The following is a 22,767-nucleotide window of genomic DNA, read 5'->3' as shown; positions in this document are numbered from 1 at the left end:
GCCATGGGACGAACATCGCCTTGGCGGACTCGCGGCGCGACAAGCCGGTCAGCTTGCAGCGAAACCGTAGGCCGCTGCCGGCTCCCATGGGCCGCCACGGTAATGCCAGAGAGCAAGGCCGATCGCCTCTGCATCGAAAGGCTGGAATTCGGCGCGCATCGCGTCATGCAGCGCACGCGCCTCGGCTGCGGGCACCTTGTTCTGGATGGTCACATGGGGCCGCAAGGCCTGGCGATCCTGCGGCGTCAGCCATTCCTGCCATGCTTCGGCCAGCGCCGCGTGCAATGCCATCAGCTCGGCGGCCCGCAGGCGATAGGCGACGCCTTGCCCCATCATCCACAGGTCATGAACCGCAAGGCGGAAGGGCCGCTGTGACGCGCAGAGCGCCTCCAGCCTGGCCTCGATGTCACGGATGGCGCCGCCCGGCAGGTGATGGAACAGCGTGAGATGGGCGGCGAGGTGGTTCCGCGCCGGTGGGAAATGGGCTTGCCGCTCCCTGTCGAATCTCGCCTGCGCCACGGCATCGAGGCGCAGGGTGAGAATCAGCGGATCGGCAGCGGCGGTGCCCGGCATGGCTACATGCATCCATACAGCCGCATGCAGGCATAGTATCGCTGCAGGCACTGGCCCATGCAGCCGGCCCGGTCCGTCGGCGTGAAGGCGGGTGCGCTGGGATTCGTGCTCCACTGCTGCGGGCAGGCGATCTGGCAGGAACTCTGCTGGGTGAGGCAACCATTGGCGAGCGTCTGGGCGCAGCGCGGAGCATTGCGGCCATCGGCCGGCGGTGCAGCAGGCGCCTGCGGTGCCACGGTCCCGGCGGCACCTCCGGTGGGCGGCAGCGGCGGAGGCTTCGACCCGCTGTCAGGTTGAGCGGGAGCCGCCGTCACGGGCGGCAGCGGGTCCGGCTTGCCGAACTGAGCCTGTGCAACCTCCGTGACCGGAATCAGCAAGGCGAGCAGCACCCTGAACAGCCAAAGACGCAATGCCGCCCCCTCCCCTCGCTTTCGGCACCATGCTTTAGTCCTGGAACGACAAAGGCGAATGTCCCGAAGGCGTGAGTCCGCCATCCGGAGCCCCAGCAACGCCGGAGAACAGGATCATCGGCTAGGTTCGACCGGAACGGCTGCTCCGGCGTCGGCCTGTGAGGCTGCAACCCATCTGCCTGCAACGCCGGGTCGCCGGGGGCGCTAAGCTCCGGTGACATCCGGCAAAGGAGTCCAGCCCTTGGACAGGATCGAAGCTTCGTCCATTGCCGTGCGCAACCAGCTGCTCCGGGCGTTGCCGACCGACGATCTGGCACGCCTCGCGCCTGCCCTCAAACCGGTGGAGCTGATTCACAAAACAACGCTTTTCGCGGCCGACGAACCCATCACCTCGGTCTGGTTCATCGAGGCGGGCGCGGTGTCGCTGCTGGCCCAGATGCAGGATGGTGCCCTCGTCGAGGTCGGCGTCACCGGCCGGGAGGGGATGGTCGGGCTGCCTCTCGTTTTGGGTGCGGACGCCTCGCCCAACCTCGCCCTCGTCCAGATGCCGGGCAGCGCGCTCCTGCTCCCGGCCGCCGCGCTGCGCGAAGCGCTTGACGCAAGCCCTGCTCTGCAGGCGCTCCTGTTACGCTATGCGCTGGCCTTGCATGGACAGGTCAGCTGGACCGCGGCTTGCAATGGCCGCCATGTGATCGAGCAGCGCCTGGCCCGCTGGCTGCTGATCGCGCACGACCAAGCCGATGGGGACGATCTGCCGCTGACCCACGAGGTCCTGTCCCAGATGCTCGGCGTGCGCCGCGCCGGCGTCTCTGTCGCCGCTGGCATGCTGCAGCGGGCCGGGCTGATCCGGCTTGGCCGGGGTCACCTCACGGTCACCGATCGGCCTGGTCTCGAGGCCGCCGCCTGCGAGTGCTACCGGTCGGGCCTCCGCGAGTTCGAGCGCCTGCTCGGCCCGAGCTTGCGGCGTAGCTGAAACCGGACCGCGGCGGCTCTGAGGGGGACCAGGTATGGGCGCCGTGGAATTCGTCGCGCTGCTGCTGGCAGGCGTTGGGCCGGTCCTGGCCCTGGCGCGATGGTTACGGCTTCCCCCGACCATCGCCCTCTTCGGTGCCGGTCTGGCGGCAGGCCTGATACCCGGGCCGGCCCCCATGAGCGTGGATCCGGATCTGGCGATCGGCCTGTTCCTTCCACCGATCATCTATGCCGGCACGGTGCGCGCCACGCCGCAGCTGCTGCGCCATGTCCTGCTGCCAGGGGTGATCACGGGCGTGGCGGTCGCGCTCACCACCATACTGGCCGTGGCCGGTTCGGCGCATTGGGTGCTGCTGCCAGGTCTGAGCTGGACCGGGGCGGTGCTGCTCGGCGTAACCGCATCCCTCTTCGACACTCGCCTGTTCCAGGAAGCGGATGCCCATCCGCATGTTCCCCGCACCCTTGCCGATGCGCTGAAGGCCCGGGAGATGGCCTCGCGCATCGTGGCGCTGACCGCCCTTGCCCTCGCGCTGAGCACGCTCCGGCAGAATGAGGCACCGGCCTTCGGCGAGGCGGCACTCACCATATCCTGGCAGTGGCTGGGCAGTGCCCTGGCCGGCATGGCGATCGGCCGCAGCGTGCTCTGGCTGCGGGACCGGGCCGGCCCGGCGCCGATCGAGATCGCGGTGTCGCTCGCCACGCCCTATCTCGGCGCCCTCGCGGCCCGCGGCCTTGACCTCTCCCTCGCCGTGGTGGTCATCGCGGCGGCCCTGACGGTCTCCGCCGCCCGGGTGAACCGTGAGACCGGAGAGGCACGCTCCTCCGCCGAGGCACGGATCAGCGCCATGGCCTTCTGGGAGGAGGCAAGCCTGCTTCTCTCCTCGGTGCTGTTCTTCCTGGCCGGCCTTGGCCTGCCGGGGGCAGTGGGCGAACTCGGGAGCTGGCCGGTCTGGCGCGCCGTGGCGGCGGTGGCGGGCATTCTCGCCCTCGTGCTCGGCATCCAGTGGGTCGGCTCCCTCGCCTCGACCCGCCTGCCCCCGCTTCGGCAGGCGCTGGCCGAGGAGGGTGTTTCCGGCCGGATGACCGCGGCAGGGGTGATGGCCTGGGCCTCCACGCGCTCGGTGATCGGCCTGGTCGTGGTGCTGTCCGTTCCCGCGGCCTGGCCGGATGGACGGCCCTTTGCCGAGCGGGAGCTGCTGCTGGTGGTGGCCAGCGGCGTGATCCTCGGCTCCGTGCTCCTGCAGGGGCTGACGCTGCGCCGCATCATCCAGGGCGCCAAGCTATCGGGGCGCGGCCAGGCGAAACGCGAGGAGGATCGGGCCCGCCAGGTCGCCACCGATGCAAGGCACGAGGTCGGGAAAGATGCGGTGCATCCGGAAGGCCTCGCCGCGGAACGCCGTGCCCTCCTCGGCCTGCGGGAGCACGATGAACTCGGCGACGAGGCCTTGCGCCGCCTGCTGCGCGAGGCCGATCTGCGCAAGCGCGCCAGCGAGAGCGACGCCTCACCCGGAGCGGCACCACCCAACCCCTGAACCGCGGCGTGTGGCCCCACAAGGGCGCTTCGCAGCGTGCTGGCCCAAGGAGTGTGGCGGCCTACTCCTCCGGCAGCTTCAGGACATCCCGCAGCGGTATGACGGCCAGGACCTGCCCGGCCTCGTCCGCGATCTCGAACCGCCGCCCATCCACCACCTGGCCCATCCTGAGCCACTCGGCCACGAGCGAGCGAGCATCCGCCAGGGCTTCGGCCCGTGCCGCATCGAGATCGGGCAGTTCGCTGCCTTCGGGGTCCCGCACCAGGCCCGCATCGTCGCGCAGGTGAAAATAAAATCTCGGCATCCGGGCAATACGCTGGCGGCGGCCGAAAGTTGGCGATCGGTACGCTGGGGTTCGGCGGGGCCATTGTCGCATCGCACCACGCGCGGCCTATGGGAGCAAAGCGGCCACTGATCGCGTGCTGTACCATATCGTGCAGATGCAAGCTGTCGGCACGGCGGCAGTTTGCATGGCCAACAATGATGTCCGGGCAGAGGATGAAGCCAGGGCGATTCCGCCGGTCGCGTCAGCTCGCGCCGGTCCTCCATCCCGGAGGCGAAGCTCGGCTTGCGCTCGCCAGACCTGGAGGGAGCGAAGCCTGGCCCGAAGCTGTTGCCACCGCAGCTGCAGCAATTCCATCGCCCAAGGGAGAACTTCGCTTGCGTCCACATGGATTAATGCGCCAGGGCAATCCATCGTACATGATAGGCAGGACGCTCCCATAGCCGAAGCCGTTCCCGCGGATGCCGCTTCGGGTGTCAGCGGGCGCCAATCGCCGGCCTTTTTCCGAAGCCTGTGCAAAGTGAGGTGACGCCATGGGCCATGCATCTCGGCCGGTATCGGCGTCGCGGAACGGATTGCTTCGGGGTCTGCCGGCCGACGAGATGGCGCGGCTGTGGCCGCGGCTGGACGTCGTCCCCCTGGAGCTGAATCAGGTTCTCCATCGAAAAGGCGGCACCATCGCCGGCCTCTATTTCATCGAAACTGGTTGCGTGTCCCTGATGGCCTCGCTCGGGGATGGAAGGCGTCGAGGCAATGGCGGTTGGCCGCGAGGGGCTGGTGGGGATGCCTCTGCTGCTGGGCAGCGAGCAGGCGGAGCTTCATGCGATGGTACGGATACCCGGCACCGCGCTTCGGTTGAGCGCAGCCGCCTGGACGGAGGGTGCGGAGAGGCTGCCGGGCCTACGCATCCTGCTCAACCACTACATCCTCATTCGGCATGTCCAGGCCACCCAGATCGCGGCCTGCACCGGCCGCCACTCCATCAGCCAGCCGCCTGGCCCGGACGCTGCTGACGGCCCAGGACCATGCCGAAGGCGGCACCTTCCCGATGACGCATGAGGTGCTGTCGATGCTGCTCGGCGTCCGCCGCTCCGGCGTCACGACGATAGCCGGCGCCTTTCAGCAGCAGGGGCTCATCCACCACGGAGGCGGCCGCATCACCATCACCGACCGCGCCGGCCTCGAGCGCGCAACCTGCGAATGCTATCATGCCATCCAGAGCGTCTTCGGCCGGCTGCTGCCACTTGGCCCATGCCAGGAGCCCGAGGCGGCGGCCTAGGCTGGCACCGCACTCCCATCCAATACCGGATTTCGCTCGAGCGTGTACGCGACCGAACAGACGGCATGTAAAGCAAGGCTGTCAATACAGCCTATCGGACGTACTCAGGATACAGGCGCCAGTGTCAGCCGGACAGCAACTATACCGGGAGCGCACATATATGCATATTATGACAGAATATCGCCATAGGCCTGCGCTTCGTGGACAGCGTGTTCTTGTCGTCGAGGACGAAGCTCTGGTGGCGATGCTGGTTGAGGACGGCTTGTTGGATGTGGGAGCGACCGTGCTGGGTCCAGCCAGTACCGTCGAGGAAGCCCTCAGCATGATCGAGACCGCAACTTCGGATGGCGGACTGGCAGCTGCCGTGCTCGACCTGAATCTCGGTGGCTGCTCTGTCCTGCCGGTGGCGGACAAGCTCGCCTCGCTCGGTGTGCCCTTCGTCATCGCCACCGGATGCGGGGAAGGCTGTGATACCGGCGGGCATACCGAAGCACCGCTGCTGCACAAGCCCTTCGACCTCGGCAGGCTCACCTCGGCCGTGCAGGAGTTGCTGTAGCTTCGCCGCCGCAGTTCAGCCGGCAAAATCGACGACTTTGACGCTAATCCCAAGTTCACCGCACGGATAATGCGGCGTCCTTTACCTAAGTTGGTGCCAGCTCTGCCCACAACCACTACACATCCGGTATCACCTGCAGGAACCCTCCGGGGCAGCTGACAGAGAGAGACCAGTGCTCCCGCCGATTGCTGTCCAGGAGCACCTCATGGCCTTGCCGGACCAGAGCACACCTGTGGTTGCACCCCATAACCGCCTGCTTGCGGCCCTGCCACCCGAGGAATTCGACAAGCTCCGGCCCGGCCTTGATCTTGTCGACCTGGAGTTGCGCACGGTGTTGCACCGGGCGGACGACGTTATTGCAAGCGTCTACTTCCTGGAAAGCGGCTGGTGTTCCGTACTGGCCTCGATGCAGGATGGAGACAGCGCCGAGGTTGGCCTGATCGGCCCTGAAGGCTTGGTTGGCCTCCCGGTCCTGCTGGGCGAGGATAGCAGCGAGCTGGAGGTCATGGTCCAGCAACCAGGCCGCGCGCTGCGGCTCGGCACGGCCGCATTCCGCGAGGCGCTGGACAGCCTGCCCGCCTTCCGCACCCTGCTGCTACGCTACGCTTTGGCGCATCACCTGCAGGTAGCCCGGAGCGCGGCGTGCAACGGCCGGCACCAGATCGACCAGCGCCTCGCCCGCTGGCTGCTGATGGCGCATGGCCGGGCCCAGAGCGATACCTACGCCATGACGCATGAGTTCATGTCGATGATGCTCGGGGTGCGCCGGGCGGGCGTCACGGTCGCGGCGGGCGTCCTGCAGAGGGCAGGGATGATCCGCTACGGCGGCGGCCGTATCACCATCGAGGATCGGCCAGGTCTCGAAGCCTCGTCCTGCAGATGTTACGCCGCAAGCCGGCGGGCACAGGACCGCCTGTTCGCGCCCGCATCCGCGCCCAGGCAGGAGCATCGCCGCTGATCCGGCCGTCCGGCTTGGCTTCCGCCTGACCCGGCACCACTGGCGGCCGGCCACGCTACTTCGGCACGACCACGCCAGCATCACCCTCTCCATCTCGTGGAACATGCAGGACGAAGGTGTGCTGCGCACCCAAACCGTGACTGAGGGCTGGCGCGATGTTGTCACGCGGATCGCCTTCGTAATCTACGAGATGCTCTTCCGCCTCCTCGCAGTCGGCACGACGTAAAATTACACCTTCGAAATTCTGGTCACTCAGACCGACTTGGCAGATGCCACCGGTCTCATACCCGTCCATGCCATCACCGCAGGCTAAGGCGTGCTCCACGGCGGCGACACGCCGAAGGCGATGTACTTTCGTGCCCAGGGGGCACTGGCATCGCTTTACGCAAATGAATGAATGACAGCATCAGGATCTCGGCGGCCATCGCAGCAGCGGGCGGCCCGGAGTAGCGCATTCCCGCAGGCGCGAGGCGGGACAATCGCTAGCCAAGACCGTTACCGTGGGTCGCCAAATCCAGACCTTGAGCACTGCGAGGGCCGGGGGGAACTGCAGCCAGGATCCGGACGCCGCCTCGCATGCAGTCGCTGCTCGGACGGGATAGGATGGTGCTGCCAGAGAGGATTGAACTCTCGACCTCTCCCTTACCAAGGGAGTGCTCTACCACTGAGCTACGGCAGCAGGCCGGCGCTTCCTAACGGGTCGGCAGGCGCGCCGCAACCCCCCCGATGTCCCTTGTCGACCCCGTAACCTTCATCTTCCATTCACAGGTCCAGGGACACCATCGGTTTCCTGGATTCGGGCAGCTCTATATCCGGCAGCTTCTCACCGTCTCCGGGATCGAGTTGACCATTTTGTAACCCCAGGTCTATTGATGTTGCACTGCGGCGTTATGTTATAGATACAAAATGTTTCGATATGGTAGCGTATCCGTCCGGAGCCCAAGGGGGCCGCATGGCGGCCAAGGCGCGGCAAACCGACCAACCTCCTCGCAGGCGGAGAGGCATTGCATACCATTCTCGACATTTCCCGTCTCATTTCCTGCGTGCGAAGGAGGTCTCCGTCCGGGATCGATCGCGTCGAGATGGCCTATGCGCGGCGGTGGATCGGCGAATCGCCATTGGTGTGCAGCTTCGCAGCCCAGAGCGCCTGGGGCTGGTTCGGCCTGGTGCCGCGTGACCTCGTCGCCGCCCTCATCGAGGCCCTGGACCAGACCTGGATGTTCGGCCCCGATTCCTCGGGTGCCCTCCGCCGAGCTCGCCGTATCGCGGCCGCCTTGCATGCCCGCCTCGCCATTGGCACCGGCCGGGCCGGTTTGCAGACCCTGCTCGAGCGCAACCGACGCACGGTGTTCCTGCTCGTGTCGCACCGCTCGCTCGAGAGCGAGGCGCCGATCGCCGCGCTGCGCCGTGCCGGGGCCCGCTTCGTCCCGTTGATCCACGATCTCATCCCGCTGACCCATCCGGAGTATTCCCGCACCCGGCAGGTGGCCCGGCATGCCCAGCGCGTGGCCACCACCGCCGCGCAGGCCGACGGGATCATCGTCAATTCCGGTTTCACCGCCGCGACGCTCCTGCCTCGGCTGGCGAGGCATGGGCGCGCCGATCTGCCCATGGCCGTGGCGCCGCTCGGTGTCGACATGCCCCGGATGCCGGCGCCCTTGCTGCCGCCCGAGCCCTATTTCGTCTGCCTCGGCACGATCGAGCCACGGAAGAACCATCTCCTGCTGCTGCATGTCTGGCGGGAATTGGCCGGTCGTGCCCGTGAGGGCGCTGGACTCCCTCCCCCAAAGCTGCTGGTCATCGGCCGCCGCGGCTGGATGAACAGGAATGTGGTCGACCTGCTGGAACGGTGCGATGCACTGCGCGGCCCGGTGCAGGAGATCGGCACCCCGTCGGACAGCCAGGTGGCCTCGCTCGTGGCCAATGCCACGGCCCTGCTCTTCCCGAGCTTCGTCGAGGGCTACGGCCTCCCGGTGGCCGAAGCATTGGCGCTCGGCACTCCGGTGATCTGCAGCGACACCGCGCCGCTCCGCGAGGTCGGCGGTGACGTGCCCGACTATCTCGATCCGCTGGACGGGCCGGCCTGGCGCAGCATGATCGAGGCCTATGCCGAGCCGGGCTCCCCTCTGCGGGCCGCCCAACGCGACCGGCTGCGGCGCTGGTCCCGGCCGAGCTGGAGCGACCACTTCGACCAGGTGGACATCCTGCTCGACCGTGTCGTCGGGGCCCCTCGCCCCCTGCCCTGCCCTCTGCCGCAACCCGAGATCGTGCCGGACCGGGAAGCCAGCCTGGCATGACCGCCACACATCAGGGGACAGGCCGGCGGCGCCAGGACGGCGCGATCGCGATCCTCGGTGCCGCCTGCCGCCTGCCGGGTGCGCCGGATCTCGACGCCTTCTGGACACTGCTCGCCGAAGGGCGGGACGCCGTCACGAGCGTGCCGGCAGACCGCTTCACCAGCGGCGCTTTCCTCCATCCGCGCCGTGGCGAGCCCGGCAAGTCCTACACCTTCGCGGCCGGCGTGCTGGAGGATGTGGCAGGATTCGACGCCGCCGCCTTCGGCATCTCCCCACGCGAAGCAGCGGAGATGGACCCGCAGCAGCGCCTGCTGCTCGAACTCAGCATCGAGGCGCTGGAGGATGCCGGCATTCCGGCCTCGCGCCTTGCGGGCAGCGACACCGGCGTCTTTATCGGCGGCTCGCTAACCGATTATGCCGATCTGCGGGTGTCCGATCCGGCCGGCGGCGACCGCTACTTCATGACCGGCAGCGCATTGTCGATCCTGGCCAACCGGCTGAGCAACATCCTCGATCTGCACGGCCCGACACAGACCTTCGACACCGCCTGCTCCTCCGCCCTGGTTGCTCTGCATTGGGCTTGTGAGGCGTTGCGCAGCGGGCGCGTGCCAACCGCACTGGTTGGCGGGGCGAATATGCTGCTCACGCCATTCCCCTTCCTTGGTTTTGCCCGGGCGGGGATGCTCTCCCCGGCGGGGCGCTGCCACGCCTTCGACGCCCGGGCAGATGGTTATGTCCGCGCCGAGGGCGGCGGAATGGTGGTGCTCAAGCGGCTCGAGGACGCGCTGGCGGATGGCGATGCGATCCGTGCCGTCATCCTCGCCGCCGGGGTCAATGCGGCAGGCCATACACTCGGCCTGTCGCTGCCGAGCCAACCCGCCCAGGCACGGCTGATCGAGGCGGTAATGGCCGAGGCCGGCATCGATCCGGACCGGATCGGCTATTTTGAGGCCCATGGTACTGGCACCGCCGCTGGCGACCCGCTGGAGGCGGGGGCCATAGGTGCCGCGATCGGCCGTCGCCGCGCCACGTCCCTGCCGATCGGCTCGGCCAAGACGAATATCGGCCATACCGAGCCGGCCGCCGGCATCGTCGGCCTGCTCAAGGCGATGCTGATCGTGGAGCGGGGCCAGATCCCGCCGTCCCTCCACTTCCAGACGCCTAATCCAAACATCGATTTCGCCAATCTCGGCCTCCGCGTGCCGGTGGCGGCGGAGCCGTTGCCGCGCCGCGCCCGCGCCGTGGTCGGCGTGAACAGCTTCGGCTTCGGCGGCACCAATGCCTGTGCCCTGGTCGGCGCGGCACCGGCATCGCGGCGGCGGCCGGCCGGGCCTGAGGGGATGCTGCCGCCGCTGTTGCTCTCGGCGCGCAGCGCAGCCGGGCTCCGGGCCCTGGCGGATCGCTGGCAGGCGCTGCTGGCCACCACCCCGGCTCCGGCCCTGCCGGGCCTGCTGCGCGGTGCCGCCAGCCACCGGGACCTGCTGCCCCACCGCCTGGCCTTGCGCGGCGCTGACCCAGCGGCGCTGGCCAGCGGCCTTGCCACCTGGCGTGCCGGGGAGGCTGGCGCTGCGGCTGCCGGCATTGCCGGTCCACAGGCGGGCATCGCCTTCGTCTTCAGCGGAAATGGCGCCCCCTGGCCCGGCATGGCTCAGGCCGCCTTGGCGGCGAGTCCCGTCTTCCGGAATGCGGTCGCCGAGGCCGATGCTGCGCTCGCGCCCCATCTTGGCTGGTCGGTCGCCGAGCAGCTCGAAGCTGGCGTCAGCGGAGAGGCGGTCGCGGCCACGGATCGCGCCCAGCCGCTGCTCTTCGCCGTGCAGCACGGCATCGTCGCCGCTCTGGCGGCGGAGGGCATCCGCCCGGCCTTCTGCCTCGGCCATTCGGTCGGCGAGATCGCCGCCGCCGCCGCCGCCGGCCTGCTGCCCCTGGCGGAAGCAGCGCGCCTCGTCGTGGTCCGCAGCCGGCATCAGAACATGACGCGCGGACAGGGCCGCATGGCGGCGCTGGGTGCCTCGCCGGACGCCGCCCTGCCGGTACTCGGCGAATGCGGGCCGGGGCTCGAGATCGCCGCGGTCAACGCGCCGGCCTCCATCACCATCGCCGGTCCAGTCGATGCCCTGCACCGGCTTTCCCAGGCCGCGGCGGCACGGCGCTGGAGCTATATCGCCCTCGATCTCGACTATGCGTTCCACAGCGCTGCGATGGACCCGCTGCAGGAAGGATTGCTACGCGATCTCGCCGGCTTGACGCCTGCTCAGCCGAGCAGACCGATGATCTCGACCGTCACCGGCGAGGCCCTCGCGGCGGCCGCCTGCACGCCGGAGCATTGGTGGCGCAACCTGCGGGAGCCGGTGCGCTTCCTCGGTGCCATGGAAACCACCGCGCGCCTCGGCGCCGGGATCTATCTCGAGATCGGGCCGAATCCCATCCTGCAGAGCTATCTGCGTGAATCGCTGCGGCATTGCGGCAGCGAGTCCGGCATCCTCGCCAGCCTGTCGCGCCGTGATCCGGCGGGTGACCCCTTCCCCGGCATCGCCGATCGCGCCTTCGCGCTCGGCGCCGACCCGAGGGGCGGGCCGCGCTTCGCCGGCCCCGCAACGCGGCGCGGCCTGCCGCTCACCCCCTTCGACCGGCAGCGGCACTGGATCTCGCTGTCGCCGGAGGCCACGCCGATCGTACAGCCCCGGGCCGAGCACCGTCTGCTTGGTTTCCGGCGCATGACGGAGCCGGGGCTCTGGACGCGGCATCTCGACACGCTGGTGGAGCCTTGGCTCGCCGATCACCGCCTGGCCAGCCAGCCCGTCCTGCCCGCCGCAGCCATGGCGGAGATGGCGCTCGCCGCTGCCCTGGCCTGGTATCCTGAGGCCGCCGCGCTGGAGTTGCGCGACCTCGTCATCCTGCAGGCCATGCCGCTGGAGGCGGAGCGTTCACGCGAGATCCGCTCGACCCTCGATGCCGCGGGCGCCTTCGTCCTCACCAGCCGGCGCCGTCTCTCGGACGATCCCTGGACGCTGCATGCCGAGGCGCGGGTCGCTGCCCTCCCCCGCCTGCCGGACGCCGGAGCGGAGGAACCCGCCCCGGCGCAACGCCTCGACCGGACGGCCCTGCTCGCCCTGGCCAGCGGCCTCGGACTCGACTACGGCCCGGCCTTCCAGTCACTGGAGGAGGTGGCGGTCGATGCTGCGGCCGGGTTCGCCCGCGCGCGGCTGGTGCGCCCAGCCGCCGCGCCGCCCGATACGGGCTTCCTGCTGCACCCGGTGCGGCTGGACGGCGCCCTGCAGGGATTGCTCGGCCTGCTGGCCGGCGCCTCGGTCGAGGCCGGTACAGGGCTCGTACCCGTGCGCATCGGCCGGCTGGTGCTGCGCCGAGGCGCCGAGGCACCAGCCGCAGCCGCCATCCGCCTGACGGAGCGCGGCAGCCGCAGCGCAACCGCGGACCTCGTGTTGCGCGATGCGATGGGTGGCGTGGTGGCCGTACTGGAGGGCTGCGCCTTCCTCCGCATCCGCCTGCCTGGCCAGGAGAGCCTGCTGTCCGGCGCCTTCCGGGTGGCGTTGCTGCCCGCGCCCGGCGCCGAGACGCCCGAATCACCGGAGCTTGCCGGCCCGGTCGCTGTCGCGCTGCGCCAGGATGCAGCGCTCGATCTCGGTGAGGCCGCGCTGCTTCTGGAAGGATTCTGCGCCTCTGCCGCGCATGCGGCGCTGAGTGCGAGTGAGGCCACCGGTCCCTATGCGCGGATGCTGCTGGCCACGCTCGCCGAGGACGGTCTTGCCACCTCCAGGGCAGGTACGCTGCAGCCCCTGGAGGCGCCAGACCTGCCGGCGGCCGGCGAGATCTGGCGCCAGGTCCTGCTGGAGCAGCCGGTTCTGGCGCAGGACCTCGCCTGGGCGGCACAGGCTGCCGAGCAGCTGCCGCTGGCGCTTGCTCACCGGTTGGCCGGCGAGGCAGGTGCCCCGCCACCATCCAATTCGGCGGGATACGACCGGCTCGCCCGGGTGCTCGCCGAAGCGGTCGGCGCCTTCGCCGCGGCCTGGCCGGCCGGCCGGCCGCTGCGGGTGCTCGAAGTGGCAGCCGGTGCCGGCCCGCTGACAGCGCATCTGCTCCGGGTACTGGCGGCCTCCGGCCGGCGCGTGCTGCTGACGGCCGCGCCACTGCCCGAGCAGTCGGCCATGCCGCTGCCGCCGGGCGCCGAGGGCATCGAATTCGCCATCCAGGCCTGGGACCCACAGGGAGCGGAGCCACCGCCGCTGGCGGCCGATCTCGTGGTCGGGCTGGCAGCCGGTGCAAGGCTGCGCCTCGGAGCGAATCTCGCCGGGCCACTGCGCCAGGCCGCGGCACCAGGCGGCACGCTGCTTCTCGCCGAGCCCATGTCCGGCTGGCTGTGGAATTTCTGCTGCGGGCAGGAACCGGGCTGGTGCGGTGCGGCGCCGCTCGCCAACGCGGCCGAGTGGTCCGCTGCCCTCGCCGCCGAAGGCTGGACGGCGCCGCTGACCGAGCCGCTACGCGCGGCGCCCTGGCCGGCGCTGCTGATCGGCGGCCGGGCGGCCGCGGGTGCCACCCTGCTCGCCGCGCCGAAGCTGCGGCGCGTTGCGCTCTTCGCCGATGCCGCGGCAGCACCGCTGCGCGGGGCGGTGGCGGCGGCGCTGCAATCCCGCGGCGCCACGGTCACCGGCGGCAGCCTTGCCGAGGCCGCGGCACTGCCACCCCATGCTCTGGCGGACAGCCTGGTGGTGGCGCTGGCCGGTGGCGGCCAGACACCGGAGGAGATCGCCACCTCACTCGCCGCCCTCGCGCGGCTGGCGGCGGCGGCCGAGGGCAGCGCTGCCGGATTCCGCATCGTCACCCAGGGTGGCCAGCAGCCGGATGGACCCGGCACGCGACATGACCCGTCTGCGGCCGCCCTCTTCGCCCTTGGCCGGGTGCTGGCGAATGAGCACCCGGCGCTGAAGCCCCGGCGCATCGATCTCACCCCCGGCCTCGCTCCGGAGCAGGCGGCAAGGCGCCTCGCCGTGGAATTGCTGACCGAGGTGGACGACGAGGCCGAGGTAACCCTCACCGAGGCGGCACGGTTGGTACCGCGCCTCCGGCCCGGCCTGCCGCCTGCGCCGCCGGCCGGCGGCCCGCAGCGGCTTGAGATCCGTCAGCCCGGCCAACTCGGCAGCCTGAACTGGACATCCGCCACGCTGCCACCGCCCGGGCCAGGTGAGGTGGTGGTCCGTATCGAGGCAGCGGGGCTCAATTTCCGCGATGTCATGTGGGCCCAGGGCCTGCTGCCGGAGGAGGCGCTGCTCCCGGGCTTCGCCGGCCCCAGCCTCGGCATGGAATGCGCCGGACGCGTCGAGGGGGTTGGCGAGGGCGCGCCCTTCATGATCGGTCAGAGGGTCTTCGGCGTGGCGCCCGCCGCACTGGCGACCCATGCCCGCACCCGCGCCGAGGCGCTGGTGGCGATGCCCGAGGGGCTCGATGCGGTGGAGGCCGCGACCATCCCGGTCGCCTTCATGACGGCGGTGCATGCGCTTGAGGAATTGGCTGGGCTCGAACCTGGGGAGCGGGTGCTGATCCATGGCGGTACCGGTGCCGTGGGCCTTGCCGCCTTGCAGGTCGCGCTCGCCTGCGGCGCCAGGGTGGCGGCCAGCGCCGGCAGCCCGGCCCGCCGCGCCTTCCTTCGCGCCGCCGGGGCCGAGTTGGTGCTCGACAGCCGCGATGCCGGCTTCGCCGATGCGCTGCGGGCGCGCTGGCCCGAGGGCGTGGACGTGGTGCTCAACTCCCTCGCCGGGACAGCGATGGAGCGCTCGCTCGGTCTGTTGCGCCCCTTCGGCCGGTTCATCGAGCTCGGCAAGCGCGACTTCGCCGAGGGCAGCCGCGTCGCGCTGCGCCCATTGCGGCGCAACGCCACCTATTTCGCCGTCGATGTCGACGAGCTGGCGCGTGCCAGGCCCGTACGGGCGGCACGGCTGCTGGCCGGGATCGCCGAGCGCCTGGCGCAGGGTGGGATCCGGCCGCTGCCTGCCACGACCTACCCCGCAGCCTCGGTCGAGGCGGCGTTTCGGGCGCTCCAGGCGGGCGGGCATATCGGCAAGCTGGTGATCCATCCGCCAAGCCTCTCGGTCGAGGCGCCCGGGGCGTCCCCACTGGCCCGCGCGGCTGATGGCACCATCCTGGTCATCGGCGGCACGGGGGGCTTCGGCCTCGCCACCGCGCTCTGGCTGGCTGGCCAGGGCGCGCGGCACCTCGCCCTGGTGTCCCGCCGCGGCGGGCAGGCGCCGGGCGCCGAGGCCGCGCTGCGCGACCTCGCGGCGCGGGGTGCCATTGCGACGCTGCATGCCTGCGACGCCACCGATGCGGAGGCGCTGGGTCGATTGCTGGCTGAGCTCCGCGCTTCGGCGCCGCCGATCCGCGGCGTCGTCCACGCCGCCGCCATCGCCGGGGACGGGGCCGCCGCCCTGCTCGATCCTGGCCGGGCCGCCAGGGTGCTGGCGGCGAAGCTGTCGATCGCCGATGCTCTGGACCGGTTGACCGCCCAGGACCCGATCGAGCTCTTCCTGATGTATTCCTCCGCTACTGTCCCCATCGGCAACCCCGGCCAGGCCGCCTATGTCGCCGCCAATGCGGCGATCGAGGCCCTGGCGCGGCGACGCCGGGCCCAGGGACGGCCCGCCAATGCCATCGGCTGGGGCCCGATCGCAGATGCGGGCATGCTGGCGGATGATGCCGCCACGGTAAAGATCCTCGAGCGCCGCCTCGGCACCAGCGCGATGCGGGCGGAGGAGGCGCTTGGCACGCTGCCTGCGCTGCTCGCCACGAATGCGGCGGCGTTGGGCCTCGCCCGCATCGCCTGGTCTGCCGCCCGCAGCGCCCTCGCCATCCTGAATGAGCCGGCTTTCGAGACTGTCCGGAGCCTCGCCGCCCCCGCACCCGATGCCGCTGATCTGCGCGCCCGGCTCCGCGAGGCCAACGAGGCCGAGGCTCTGGTCCTGCTACGCGAGACCATGGCTGCGGAACTGGCAAGGATCCTCCGCCTGCCGGCGCAATCGGTCTCGGCCGAGGCACCGCTCGCCGGACTCGGCCTCGACAGCCTGGGCGGGATGGAATTGCGGACGGCACTCGAGCAGCGGGTCGGCGTGGCGATCGGGCTGGACGGGATCGGGGACGGGCTCACGCTCGACGGCCTGGCGCGGCGCGTCCTGGCGCAACTGCAGGCCGGGCCACGGGACGAGGCGACGGCGGCGCTGCTCGCCGCCCATGAGCCGGATATCGCCGCCGGCCTGGAGAATGCGGCATGACGACCGGTTTCGGCCTTTCCGCCAGCGCCCGCAGCGCCCTGCTGAGCCGCCTGGCCCGGCGCGGCAGCCCACCGGCGCCGGAGGCGGAGCCTGCATCGCCCGGCCGCGATCTCGGCACACTACCCGGGATGCGGGATTTCGAGACGATGCGCGAGGCCGGCGCGGCGCTTGGCATGGAAAGCCCGTTCTTCCGCCAGCATGACGGCGTCGCTGGCGCGCACAGCAGCATCGGCGGCCGCCGCTACATCAATTTCGCCTCCTACAACTATGCCGGCCTGAACGGGGACCCACGCGTGGCGGCCGCCGCCAAGGCGGCAATCGACCGCTACGGGATCTCGGCCTCCGCCTCCCGCCTTGCCTCAGGCGAACGGCCTGTCCATGCCGAGCTCGAGGTGGCGTTGGCGGCGCATCACGGGACCGAGGCCTGCCTCGCCTTCGTCAGCGGCCATGCGACGAATGTCACCGTCATCGGCCAGCTCCTTGGCCCCCGCGACCTGTTGCTGCACGACCGGCTCATCCACAACTCGGTCGCCGAGGGCGCGCGGCTGAGCGGCGCCCGGCGCATCGCCTTCGCCCATAACGACCCGGATGCGGCCGAACGGGAACTCGCGGCGCAGCGCCGCCGGCACGGGCGCGTGCTCCTGGTGATCGAGGGCCATTACAGCATGGATGGCGACCTGCCGGACCTGGCGCGCTTCGCTGCCATCGCCCGCCGCCATGACGCGCTGCTAATGGTGGACGAGGCGCATTCCATCGGCGTGCTCGGCGCCACCGGCCGCGGCATCGCCGAGCAATGCGGCGTGGACCCAGGTCTTGTCGATATCTGGATGGGAACGCTGTCGAAGACGCTCTCCTCCTGCGGCGGCTATATTGCCGGGCGCCGGCGGTTGACCGACTGGCTGCGCCATACCGCGCCAGGTTTCGTCTATTCGGTAGGCCTCGCTCCGCCCCTCGCCGCCTCGGCGCTCGAATCCCTCCGGCTGCTCCAGGCGGAGCCCTGGCGCGTCGCCAGGCTGCAATCCAATGCCGCGCTGTTCCTGCGCCTTGCCCGGCAGGCTGGTTTCGATACCGGCAGCTCGGCTGGGCTCGGCATCGTGCCGATCATCCTCGGCAGTTCCCTGCAGAGCGCACGGCTTGCGGCCGCCTCCTTCGAAGGGGGGGTGAACGTGCAGCCCATCCTCTTCCCTGTCGTGCCCGAGGGGTCGGCGCGGCTGCGCTTCTTCCTCTCGGCGGAGCACAGCCCGGCCGATATCGAGGAGAGCATCGCCACCCTCGTCGCGGCCCGCGATTCGCTGGCGATACTGAAGGCGTCCTGATCCGCCTTGCGCATTGCCCTCTTCACCCTGGAGAGCGCCCTGAGCGCAGGGGCAGTTGAGGATCTCATCCTCGCCCTTGGGGAGGATCTCGTGCTGATCGGCCGGTCGCAGCCCTTCCGCCGTGCGGCGAACCATCCGGTGCGGCAGGCCTGGCGACATCTTCGCCGCTCCGGGCCACGGCTGCTCCCCTACCTCGCCGTCAATTACGGCCTGCGCCCGCATCCCGCCCGCCTGGCGGCGCTGGCCAAGGCGGCAGGCGCGCCGCTGATCGAGGTGGAGGATGTGAATGGGCCCGCCATGGCCGAGGCCATCCGCGCGGCGCGGCCAACGCTGCTGGTCTCCTGCCATTTCGACCAGATCTTCACGCCCGAGACGCTGGCGCTGGCGCCATGCGGGGGCATCAACCTGCACCCCTCGCTGCTGCCACGGCATCGCGGGCCGGTTCCAACGATCTGGGCCCTGGCCGAGCCGGAGCCGGAATTCGGCGTCACCATCCACCGGCTGGTCCCGCGGATCGATGCCGGCGCCATCCTCGCCCAGCGCGCCGTGCCGCTGCCGCCGGGTATTTCCGCCAGCGGCGCCGCCCGCGCACTGCATCAGGCCGGCGTGCCGCTGCTGACAGGCAGCATCGCCGATATCGCCGCCGCCCGGGACCGAGTGCGTGAGGTGTCTCCCCTGCCCTACTGTCCCTTCCCACCGCCGCGGCTCCTTCGTGGGCTGGCACGGCGTGGGCGGCAGCTTGTCGGTCCAGGTGACGTCCGCACCGCGCTCCGGCTTGCGTATCGCCATTAAATTACGATATCAAACTGAAAATCCCTGGCCTCCCGCAGGACCTTGCGACGGGGCACTCGCCGAGGCAGGCAAGACCGGGCATGGCATACATCAAGGCGCACCACCCCGAAGCGGCCGCCCCACGCCGCTTCCTGTTCCTGCAGGGACCGATCAGCCCCTTCTTCGCGGAGGTTGCGGAGGGCCTCCGGGCGCTGGGGCATGATGCCTGGCGGATCAATCTCTGCCTTGGCGACCGGCTGTTTTGGGAGGGGCCAGGGGCCGTGGACTACCGCGGCCGGTTTCAGGACTGGCCCGGCTTCCTCGCCGGCTTCCTCGACCGCCACCGCATCACCGATCTCGTGCTGCTCGGCGAGCAGCGGCCCTACCACAAGCCCGCGATCGCCCTGGCCCATTCCCGCGGCATCGCCGTGACGGCGACCGATTTCGGCTATCTCCGCCCCGATTGGGTGGTGCTGGAGCGGGACGGCCTGGGCGCGGACAGCCGCTTTCCGCGAGACCCGGCCGCGATCCGCACCCTCGCCGCGCAAAGTCCGGAACCCGATCTGCGCGAGCACCACCGCGACAGCTTCGCCACCCAGGCGCGGTGGGACGTGTTGTTCCACCTCGCCTCGCTGCTGCCGTTGCCGTTTCCGCATTACCGCAGCTTCCTGCTGCACCCTCCCATCCCGGCCTATCTCGGCACGGCGCTCCGCTTGCTGCTCCGCAAACGGGAGACGCGGGCGGCAGCACGAAGCCTGGCCGAGCTCGGCACGCTCGGCGTGCCGCTCTTCCTCTTCGCCATGCAGATGGAGACGGACTATTCGATCCGGGCCTATTCCCGCTTCCCGGATATGGACAGCGCCATCGCCGAGACGGTGGCGAGCTTCGCCCGCCATGCACCGCCCGAGGCGCGGCTGTTGGTGAAGGTCCATCCGCTGGATCCCGGGTTGAAGGCCTGGGCGCGGCGGGTCCGGCGGATCGCCGCCGCTGCCGGCGTCGCCGATCGGGTGCACTATCTGGGTGGGGCGCTGCCCATGGAGGTGGTGATCGAGGCTTGCCGCGGCACCGTGACGGTGAACAGTACGGTCGGGGTGAAATCCATCGCCATGGGCCGGTCCACCCTGCCGCTCGGCCAGGCGGTCTATAACGTGCCGGGCCTCGCCTGGCAGGGCGGGCTCGACCGCTTCTGGCGCGAAGCGGAGCCGCCGGAGCCAGGCCTCGCCGCCGATTTCATCCGTGCCATCGCCGCCTGCCTGCATGTCCGCGGCTGCTACTACACGCGCCCCGGCCTCGATGTTGCCGTGGCAGGCACGGTACGGCGGCTGCATCTCCGGCTGCTGAACCGGCCGATGCCCGAGGCGGCTACAACATCGCCAGTGCCCGCTTCCGCCTAGGCGGCGGGAAGGCGGCATCCAGCGCCGCCAGATCCTCCGGCGCGAGGCGGAGTCCGGCCGCGGCGGCATTCAGCCGGACATGCGCAGCATCGGCCGCTTTCGGGATGCTGATGACCTGCGGCTGCCGCAGGGTCCAGGCGATCGCCACCTGGGCCGGCGTCGCCCCAAGCCGCTCCGCCACCGCCTGCAGCGCCGGATGGCGCAGCAGCGCCCCGCCCTGGCCGACCGGGCTATAGGCCATCACCGGCATGCGGTGCCGCTGGCAGAAAGGCAGCAGGTCGAACTCAACCCCGCGATGCTCGAGGTTGTAGAGCACCTGATCCGTCGCGCAGTCGGCCAGCGCCGGGCCCAGTTCCTCCAGGTCATCGATATCGAGGTTCGAGACACCCCAACGGTGAATCTTGCCCGCCTCGCGCATCCGCTCCATCGCCTCGACCGTATCCTCGAGGGGTACGGAGCCCCGCCAATGGAGCAGATAGAGGTCGAGGAACTCGGTTCGGAGGCGCGCGAGGCTGCGCTCCAGCGCCGCCACCAGCTTCCTGCCACCTGCATTATGAGGATAGACCTTGGAGACGAGGAAGATATCGCTGCGCCGCCCGGCGATGGCCTCGGCCACCACCTCCTCGGCGCCGCCTTCGGCGTACATCTCGGCGGTATCGATCAGCGTCATGCCGAGATCGAGGCCAAGGCGGAGCGCCTCGGCCTCGCGCCGCCGGTCGGCGCCGCGCTCGCCCATATGCCAGGTGCCCTGGCCAAGGGTCGGAACCAATGTCCCGTCCGCCAACTCAACCGTTGCTACCATTCCGCGCTTCTCCGTCCCGGCCTATGCTCGGCCTCATGCTGCGTATAGTCCCATCATGCCTTGCCCTGCTCCTCCTGGCCTGCCGCCCCGGCCTAGCGCAGCCCATCGAGGAGATCGGGAGCTGGCGCCTCGCCTGCGCCACCGACCGGATGACCGACCGTGCGAGCTGCCTGCTTCGCCACCGGGAGGCGGTCGAGCGTGCCTCGGACACCGGCGTGGCCTTCGAGATCATCGACCGGGGCGGCCGGCTGGTTCCAGCCGTCACCGCGCGGGAGCTGACGCTGGACAGCGTGACGCGTGGGTTGCTGGCGATCTCGGGTGCGGCACAGCTGCGCTTTCCACCGAATCGCATGGTGGAGATGCCGTGCGGACTCGAAGGCCGCAACATCGTTTGCGCTCCGCGCGCCGAGGATGCCGCGCGGATGGAAACCGAGGTGCTGCAGGCGGACCGTGCCCTGCTGCGCCTCGTAGGTCCCGGGAGCGGCAGCAGCACGGCCGATCCGGTGGAGCTCCGCCTCTCCGGCACGCGGGAGGCGGTGGCCCGCTTCGCCCGCCAAGCCCCACGCGAGGCCATGCCCACCACGGAGCCCCCGCTGGGCGTCGATGCGCGGGAGTTGCTACAGCGTCTCTTCCGGCTGTTCGGGCAGTGACCATGCGGGCTGAATCCTCCCCGGCTGACCTCCTCGATCATATCGCCCGGGGCGACCGTGGCGCGCTCCGGGCGCTTTTCCAGCAGCAGGCGACACGGCTCTTCGGCATCGCCCAGGCCATCCTGCGCGATCGGGAGGCCTCGGCGGATGCGGTGCAGGACGCCTTCCTCCGTATCAGCCAACGCGCCGCGCAATTCGATCCGGCACGCGGCGATGCGTCCGCCTGGCTCGGTGCCATCGTCCGCCACGCGGCGCTCGACTTGGCGCGGAAGCGCGGGCGGGAGTTGCCGACCGACGACCCCGCCCTCGGCGACCAGGCGGTGGCCCCCGAAGCCCTGGAGCGGGTCGCCGCCAGCGCCGAGGGGCGGCGCCTGCGGGATTGCCTTGCGGCGCTCGACGAGAAGAATCGCAAGGGCATCCTCCTCGCCTTCGTCCACGGGCTGTCACATGCCCAGGTGGCGGCGCGGCTCGACCTCCCGCTCGGCACCGTGAAGGCCTGGATCCGGCGCGGCCTCCTGCAATTGCGGGAGTGCCTCACATGATCCCGACCGATCCACAGGAACGCGACATCCTCGCCGGCGAATACGTGCTCGGTACGCTCGACGCCCGGGCGGCGGCAGAACTGGAGGCGGCACTGCCCGCCGATGCCGCCCTCCGCACTGCGGTACGGGCCTGGGAGGCCCGCCTAGGTCCCTTGACGCAACTGGCCGAGGCGGAGGCGCCACCCGCGGGTCTGTGGGACCGGATCGAGGCAGCCCTGCCGGGGGCGGCCCGCCCTGCCGCCGCCCGCTCCGCTGCGCGGTACAGCCGCTGGCTCGATCCCTGGCGTGGCTGGGCGATCGGCGCCAGCGCGGTGGCAGCCGGGCTGGCGGCACTGCTCGTCACCCGTCCCGCGCCCGAGCCGGCGAGGCTGATGACCGTGTTGCTGACTCAGCGGGACCAGCCGGCCTGGGTGGTCGAGGCCAGTCCTTCCGGCACATTGCGGCTCGCCTCGCTCAACCCGCGTCAGCTCGAGCCGGACCGGGCGATGCAGCTCTGGGCCCTGCCGCCCGGTGCGACGGCGCCGACCTCGCTCGGCCTCATCCCCCCCGAAGGCAGGCTGACGGTCAGCGCGGCCAGCATCCGGCCGGAACCGGGCATGCTGATCGAGATCAGCCTCGAACCGCCGGGTGGTTCGCCCACCGGACGACCGACCGGGCCGATCCTCTTTATCGGCCGGCTGACCGCCGCGGGCTCAAGCTGAATTTCAATCCTTGGCCGTTACACGTTTTTCAGAATGCGTAACGGTTTAACAATTGCTAGAAGCGTGCTGCCGGCGTCGCGTGAATCGAGACCGGTCGCCCGTGCCAATCCTGGCACATGCGTCTTGTGCGGAGACATGCATGCCCGGCCACGTCCTGCCCTGTGCCTTGCTTAGTCAGGCTTGGCACTCTCCTCTCGTTGGCCGGGAGGCCTGAACGATGTCGGATATGAACTCAGCCCGCCCCCGTCGTGGGGCGGAACCGCGCGAGCAGGACCAGCAGGGCCGCCTGTCGCAGCTGGTCCAAGGCGGTATCTTCCTCGGCGTGATGCTGCTGCTCTTCGTTCTTGCGGGTTTCCGAGGCTAGGGCGTTTCCGTTCGTGGTGCTCATGGGAACGCCGCTACCCGCCGTGTGACGAAGTGGATTACGCCGGCCAGGGCCTCCACCTGACCGGCC

The 22,767-nt window shown here is 70.3% G+C and carries 18 protein-coding genes and 1 tRNA gene; 14 read left to right on the top strand and 5 right to left on the bottom strand.

Annotated features, from left to right (window positions below):
- Positions 1-48: 48 nt before the first annotated feature.
- Positions 49-573, bottom strand: a complete 525-nt coding sequence (locus BLR02_RS01660) for a 2'-5' RNA ligase family protein (RefSeq protein WP_090659843.1) — start codon at positions 571-573, stop codon at positions 49-51.
- Positions 574-1,224: 651 nt separating this feature from the next.
- Here BLR02_RS01660 and BLR02_RS01650 point away from each other — a divergent pair.
- Together BLR02_RS01650 and BLR02_RS01645 are read left to right on the top strand one after the other, a co-directional pair.
- Complete coding sequence (locus BLR02_RS01650) at positions 1,225-1,956, top strand: Crp/Fnr family transcriptional regulator (protein ID WP_090659837.1); 732 nt, start codon at positions 1,225-1,227, stop codon at positions 1,954-1,956.
- Positions 1,957-1,990: 34 nt separating this feature from the next.
- Positions 1,991-3,487, top strand: a complete 1,497-nt coding sequence (locus tag BLR02_RS01645) for a cation:proton antiporter domain-containing protein (protein ID WP_090659834.1) — start codon at positions 1,991-1,993, stop codon at positions 3,485-3,487.
- A 61-nt stretch (positions 3,488-3,548) separates the two neighbouring features.
- On the opposite strand, the gene BLR02_RS01640 is transcribed toward BLR02_RS01645, so the two are convergent.
- On the bottom strand, positions 3,549-3,791 hold the full coding sequence (locus BLR02_RS01640) for a DUF6894 family protein (RefSeq protein ID WP_090560646.1): 243 nt from the start codon (positions 3,789-3,791) through the stop codon (positions 3,549-3,551).
- Between the two features lie 916 nt (positions 3,792-4,707).
- On the opposite strand from BLR02_RS01640, the gene BLR02_RS01635 reads away from it, so the two are divergent.
- From BLR02_RS01635 to BLR02_RS30785, 4 genes are all read left to right on the top strand, one after another.
- Entirely contained in the window at positions 4,708-5,049 is a 342-nt protein-coding gene (locus tag BLR02_RS01635) for a helix-turn-helix domain-containing protein (protein WP_090560645.1), read from the top strand.
- Positions 5,050-5,218: 169 nt separating this feature from the next.
- Complete coding sequence (locus BLR02_RS01630; protein WP_090561065.1) at positions 5,219-5,605, top strand: response regulator; 387 nt, start codon at positions 5,219-5,221, stop codon at positions 5,603-5,605.
- Between the two features lie 205 nt (positions 5,606-5,810).
- Positions 5,811-6,563, top strand: coding sequence for a Crp/Fnr family transcriptional regulator (locus BLR02_RS01625; RefSeq protein WP_090560644.1), 753 nt, complete (start codon positions 5,811-5,813; stop codon positions 6,561-6,563).
- Positions 6,564-6,666: 103 nt separating this feature from the next.
- Positions 6,667-6,789 (top strand): hypothetical protein, encoded by a 123-nt coding sequence (locus BLR02_RS30785; RefSeq protein ID WP_281201017.1) that lies wholly within the window; start codon positions 6,667-6,669, stop codon positions 6,787-6,789.
- Positions 6,790-7,167: 378 nt separating this feature from the next.
- On the opposite strand, the gene BLR02_RS01620 is transcribed toward BLR02_RS30785, so the two are convergent.
- A tRNA-Thr gene (locus BLR02_RS01620) sits at positions 7,168-7,242 on the bottom strand.
- Between the two features lie 442 nt (positions 7,243-7,684).
- Between BLR02_RS01620 and BLR02_RS01615 the strand changes: the two genes are divergently transcribed.
- The 5 genes from BLR02_RS01615 (at position 7,685) to BLR02_RS01595 (ending at position 19,618) form a co-directional block, all read left to right on the top strand.
- On the top strand, positions 7,685-8,860 hold the full coding sequence (locus tag BLR02_RS01615; protein WP_176849326.1) for a glycosyltransferase family 4 protein: 1,176 nt from the start codon (positions 7,685-7,687) through the stop codon (positions 8,858-8,860).
- Complete coding sequence (locus tag BLR02_RS29210; RefSeq protein ID WP_090659828.1) at positions 8,857-16,137, top strand: type I polyketide synthase; 7,281 nt, start codon at positions 8,857-8,859, stop codon at positions 16,135-16,137. The genes BLR02_RS01615 and BLR02_RS29210 overlap by 4 nt, the downstream gene beginning before the upstream one ends.
- Positions 16,134-17,453, top strand: coding sequence for an aminotransferase class I/II-fold pyridoxal phosphate-dependent enzyme (locus BLR02_RS01605; protein ID WP_090659825.1), 1,320 nt, complete (start codon positions 16,134-16,136; stop codon positions 17,451-17,453). Before BLR02_RS29210 ends, BLR02_RS01605 begins: the two co-directional genes overlap by 4 nt.
- 6 nt (positions 17,454-17,459) lie before the next feature.
- Positions 17,460-18,245 (top strand): formyltransferase family protein, encoded by a 786-nt coding sequence (locus tag BLR02_RS01600; protein ID WP_090659822.1) that lies wholly within the window; start codon positions 17,460-17,462, stop codon positions 18,243-18,245.
- An 80-nt stretch (positions 18,246-18,325) separates the two neighbouring features.
- Entirely contained in the window at positions 18,326-19,618 is a 1,293-nt protein-coding gene (locus BLR02_RS01595; RefSeq protein WP_090659819.1) for a capsule biosynthesis protein, read from the top strand.
- Here BLR02_RS01595 and BLR02_RS01590 read toward each other — a convergent pair.
- Positions 19,587-20,420, bottom strand: a complete 834-nt coding sequence (locus BLR02_RS01590) for an aldo/keto reductase (protein WP_090659817.1) — start codon at positions 20,418-20,420, stop codon at positions 19,587-19,589. The genes BLR02_RS01595 and BLR02_RS01590 overlap by 32 nt on opposite strands.
- 35 nt (positions 20,421-20,455) lie before the next feature.
- On the opposite strand from BLR02_RS01590, the gene BLR02_RS01585 reads away from it, so the two are divergent.
- Genes BLR02_RS01585 through BLR02_RS01575 form a run of 3 tightly spaced genes read left to right on the top strand, consistent with a single transcriptional unit; the run spans position 20,456 to position 22,313 of the window.
- A complete protein-coding gene (locus BLR02_RS01585) occupies positions 20,456-21,070 on the top strand; it encodes a hypothetical protein (protein WP_143018012.1) in 615 nt (204 codons plus the stop codon).
- A 2-nt stretch (positions 21,071-21,072) separates the two neighbouring features.
- Positions 21,073-21,612, top strand: coding sequence for a sigma-70 family RNA polymerase sigma factor (locus BLR02_RS01580; protein ID WP_090560632.1), 540 nt, complete (start codon positions 21,073-21,075; stop codon positions 21,610-21,612).
- The gene (locus BLR02_RS01575; protein WP_090659811.1) at positions 21,609-22,313 is read left to right on the top strand and encodes an anti-sigma factor; all 705 of its coding nucleotides are present in this window, start codon (positions 21,609-21,611) and stop codon (positions 22,311-22,313) included. The genes BLR02_RS01580 and BLR02_RS01575 overlap by 4 nt, the downstream gene beginning before the upstream one ends.
- A 232-nt stretch (positions 22,314-22,545) precedes the next feature.
- Here the strand turns inward: BLR02_RS01575 and BLR02_RS29205 are convergent, their stop codons facing one another.
- The gene (locus BLR02_RS29205; RefSeq protein WP_176849325.1) at positions 22,546-22,701 is read right to left on the bottom strand and encodes a hypothetical protein; all 156 of its coding nucleotides are present in this window, start codon (positions 22,699-22,701) and stop codon (positions 22,546-22,548) included.
- Between the last annotated feature and the right edge of the window lie 66 nt (positions 22,702-22,767).

Source organism: Belnapia rosea, from assembly GCF_900101615.1.
Lineage (GTDB): Bacteria > Pseudomonadota > Alphaproteobacteria > Acetobacterales > Acetobacteraceae > Belnapia > Belnapia rosea.
Note: the sequence above shows the minus strand (reverse complement) of the source record. Positions and strands in the feature narration are given on the sequence as shown.